Source organism: Dietzia sp. SLG310A2-38A2, assembly GCF_014145095.1.
In the GTDB taxonomy this organism is placed as follows: Bacteria; Actinomycetota; Actinomycetes; order Mycobacteriales; family Mycobacteriaceae; genus Dietzia.
Map to the genome: position 1 here is coordinate 210 of NZ_JAALDX010000545.1, position 3,443 is coordinate 3,652.

Annotated in this window: 5 protein-coding genes and 1 pseudogene; 5 read left to right on the top strand and 1 reads right to left on the bottom strand. The window is 69.8% G+C overall.

What is annotated here, in order from left to right:
• Both G6027_RS19380 and G6027_RS17660 read left to right on the top strand, forming a co-directional pair.
• Positions 1-84 (top strand): annotated as a pseudogene (locus G6027_RS19380) (cobalamin biosynthesis protein); the annotation flags it as partial.
• A gap of 134 nt (positions 85-218) precedes the next feature.
• Positions 219-557, top strand: a complete 339-nt coding sequence (locus tag G6027_RS17660) for an Lsr2 family protein (protein ID WP_182638279.1) — start codon at positions 219-221, stop codon at positions 555-557.
• Positions 558-755: 198 nt separating this feature from the next.
• Here G6027_RS17660 and G6027_RS17665 read toward each other — a convergent pair whose 3' ends face one another.
• A complete protein-coding gene (locus tag G6027_RS17665) occupies positions 756-1,445 on the bottom strand; it encodes an enoyl-CoA hydratase/isomerase family protein (RefSeq protein WP_182638280.1) in 690 nt (229 codons plus the stop codon).
• 180 nt (positions 1,446-1,625) lie between these two features.
• On the opposite strand from G6027_RS17665, the gene G6027_RS17670 reads away from it, so the two are divergent.
• The 3 genes from G6027_RS17670 to G6027_RS17680 all read left to right on the top strand — a co-directional run.
• Positions 1,626-2,300, top strand: a complete 675-nt coding sequence (locus G6027_RS17670; protein ID WP_346995791.1) for a TetR-like C-terminal domain-containing protein — start codon at positions 1,626-1,628, stop codon at positions 2,298-2,300.
• Positions 2,301-2,304: 4 nt separating this feature from the next.
• Entirely contained in the window at positions 2,305-3,171 is an 867-nt protein-coding gene (locus G6027_RS17675) for an acyl-CoA thioesterase domain-containing protein (RefSeq protein ID WP_182638282.1), read from the top strand.
• Positions 3,168-3,443 (top strand): maleylpyruvate isomerase N-terminal domain-containing protein (locus tag G6027_RS17680; RefSeq protein WP_241727256.1); only part of this gene is annotated, 276 nt, incomplete at its 3' end. The genes G6027_RS17675 and G6027_RS17680, both read left to right, overlap by 4 nt.

A 3,443-nucleotide genomic window follows, 5' to 3' on the forward strand; every position in this document is an offset into this window, starting at 1 on the left:
TCCCCGCCGCTCGGCGCGAACCCGGAGATAATCGATCTGATCGTCCGTCTATACCTGGAGAATTCGGCGGGATTAATCCGCTGACCGGCCCGGCTGTTCTCGAATCGCTAAAGCCCGGATCATTATCTAGAATGGCCGTCAAATGTGACCAGGCATAATTTGCCAATGCTGGTGCATACTGTTGGGCAGTAGTGGTCGCGACTAGCTAGGGAGAAACAATGGCTCAGCAATTCCAGGTCAGGTACATCGACGACATCGACGGAACGGAACTGGGCGAAGAGGCCAATTCCATCTCGTTCGCGTTCGAAGGCAAGGAATACTCCATCGACCTCAGTGACGAGAATGCAGAGGCGTTCCGCGAGGTCATGGCCCCCTACATCGATGCCGGTCACCGGGTGACAGGTGGCAAGAGCAAGCCGGCGCGTAAGGCCGCCGCCAAGTCCGGCTCGGGCGATACCAAGGCCATTCGGGAATGGGCGCGGGAAAACGGCTTCGACGTCTCCGATCGCGGCCGCATCCCGGCCGACGTGATGGAGGCCTACGCCGCCGCCAACTGATCGCAGAAGCGAGGGCCCGCATCCCCGGGGACGGGGTGCGGGCCCTTCCGTCTATTCGTATGCAGCACTGGTCGGCGGACAACCCTCACCCGGTTGGCGGACGGGAGTCGCGAAATCGGGCGGTGAAGCCGCGCGAATTGTCCGCCGGACGAGTTCGCGTGTCCGCCACGAGCCCGAGCGCAGAGTCGTGGGACTTCGTCAGAGCTGCGTGATCGGCTCATCCAGATGCGGGAGGACGCCGGCCACGAGTCCTGCGCGGATTCCGGCGTAGTTGGCGCCGCGGAGCGAAGCCATTTCCGCCGCCACGGCCACCGCGCGGTCCAGTACCGAGTCCGCCTCGGCCGATTCGTGGACGATCCCGGCCTCGACCGCGTCGGCCGCCGGGTACCGCTTCGAGGAGAGCATCGCCGTGCTCGCGACCGAATGACTGAGCCGGGTGGTGATGAGGGCGTTCATTCCCGGAGGGAACGGCATCCCCAGTTGCGCCTCGGGCAGGTTCCAGAATCCGCGGTCGGCGCGCATGACGCGGTGGTCGTGGGACAGGGCGAGCATGGCCCCGGCGCCGAAGGCGTGGCCGTTGACCGCGGCCACGGTCGGCAGCTCGAGCCGCAGGACGCGGGCGAACAACCGCTGGGCCCGCGAGACGTAGGCGGGCAGGCCGGCGGGATCGGAGGCGACCACCGACAGGTCGAGACCGGTGGAATAGAACTTCCCCGCCCCGGTCGTGACCAGGGCCGCCGGCCCCTCGGACGCCTCGACCTCGGCGAGCGCGGCGTCGAGGGAGTCCAGGAACTCCGGGGAGAAGGCGTTGTCAGGGGCGTCGGCGGGATCCTCCGGCTCGGAGAAGCGGAGGACGAAGACGGACTCGTGACGGCTCAGAGTGGGCATGCGGTTCAGCGTAGAGCCTCGAGAACACCGTCACGGCAGGTGGGACACCGTTGTCACGTCGTCTCCGCATGCCGGGCCGCGGCGGGGATATCGGGGTGACTGCGGTGAGATGACACCGTTCCGGTGGACACGCCACGGCGTTGTGACGAGATGACCACGTCGTCGTCGTACCCTGCCCGGGTGACCCGTTCCCCCTCCCGCGCCACCACCGGCGTCCCACCCCACGCCCAGTACGACGACGCCCTCCGGCTGGGGATCCTGAGGGAGGCCACGCGCAGGCTCCGGGGCGCGGCGCCGGAGAAGCTCGGACTGCGCCCGCTGGCCGCCTCGCAGGGCACCTCCACCACGGCCATCTACACCATGTTCGGGGGCAAGTCCGGGCTGCTCGCCGCGGTCGCGGAGGAGGCGGATCGGATGCTCGCCGAGGCCCTGCGGGAGTCGTTGCGTCACGACAGTGTCGAGACCGACATGCGCTCCCTGTGCCGCGCCTACCGCCGGTGGGCGCTGGACAACCAGGGTCTGTACGCGCTGGTGGTGGGGGAGCCCGTCCGCTCACCCCGCATCGAGGCCGACCGCCGAGACCCGCAGTGGCGGGAACCGCTGCTGGAGATCGTCGACGCGTTGGTGGACGAGGGGGTCTTCCGGGCCGCGGACGTGCACGAGGCGGCCACCGCGATCTGGGCCTCGCTGCACGGTGTCGTGTCGTTGGAACTCAGCGTGTGGCGGGAGTCGCCGAGCGCCGAGCAGTACTTCGAGACGCAGCTCGCGGCCGTCCTGCGGTCATGGGCCGCCGGCGGCGCCCGCCCGGCCTCAGCCGCCGGACCCGCAACCTCTTCTCACGGAATGGTGGGCTGACCTCATGAGCGAGCGTTCGTTCTTCACCCTCGACGAGTCGGGGGCGTACATCCCCACCCGATACGCGCGCAGTGCCTGGTCGGAGACCATGGTCAACGGGCCTGCGGTCGTGGTGGCCTCGGCCCGTGCGCTCGAGGCCGAGCACGGGGCGGAGGGTTTCCAGCCCGCCCGGCTCACCGTGGACCTCTTCGCGCCCGTCCGCACCGAACCGCTGGTCGCGGTGACGGAGGAGGTCCGCGCCGGCAACCGCATCAGGGTCGCGGACGTCCGGATGCTGCAGGACGGAAAACTGGTCGCCCGGGGCACCCTCGTGCAGCTGCGCCGCGGAGAGCAGCCGCCCGGCAACGTGTGGCGCTCTGGCCGGCGAGTCGGGGCCCCGCCGGAGGCGGACCCGGCCGAGAACCGGCCGGGGTCGAACGTGTTCTTCGGCAGCGGCGACGAGGTGGAGGCGTGGAGTCGCGACATGGGCGCGCACCAGAACGACCAGCGCAAGCGGTTCTGGCTGCACCCACTGGACGTGGTGGCCGGTGAGGACGCGACCCCGTTCCAGCGGGCCGTGACGCTGGCCGAGTCCACCAGCCTCATGTCGCACTGGGGAGACGAGGGCATCGGCTTCATCAACGCCGACCTCACCGTGGCATTGGCCCGCCTGCCCCGTTCGGGCGACATCGGCATCGAGGCCGACGAGCACCTCAGCGATGACGGCGTGGCGGTCGGCAGCGCCTCGCTGTTCGACCGCGACGGGGTGTTCGGCACCGGAACCGTGGTAGCGGTGTCCAACGCGGGACGGCAGATCGACTTCACCCGCCGCAGGGCGGGCACGGAGGACAGCGGATCGATCGGGTCGAACGAGGAGGCGACGCGCGTATGAGCGCCCGGTTGACGCGGGTGCGGATGCTCGACGCGACCGAGGCCCAGGTCGGTCTGGTGCGGTTCGCGCTCGCCGGGGGCGGCGACTCGGCAGCCGTCGACCTGGCTGCCCCTGTGCCGTCGTGCCCGGAGTGGACACTGCACGACCTCGTCACCCACCTCGGCGCCGTCAACCGCTGGGGCGGGGTCACGGTGCGCGACGGGAATCCCGACGAGCGCTCGCGGGGCCTGGGCGAGGCGATGAAGTCCGCCCCTCCGGCGTCGGCGGGCGCA

What these genes read in the sequence shown, in the direction of transcription:
- G6027_RS17660 (WP_182638279.1), top strand. Translation starts at nt 219, where the DNA reads ATGGCTCAGCAATTCCAGGTCAGGTACATCGACGACATCGACGGAACG.
- G6027_RS17675 (WP_182638282.1), top strand. Translation starts at nt 2,305, where the DNA reads ATGAGCGAGCGTTCGTTCTTCACCCTCGACGAGTCGGGGGCGTACATC.
- G6027_RS17665 (WP_182638280.1), bottom strand. Translation starts at nt 1,445, where the DNA reads ATGCCCACTCTGAGCCGTCACGAGTCCGTCTTCGTCCTCCGCTTCTCC.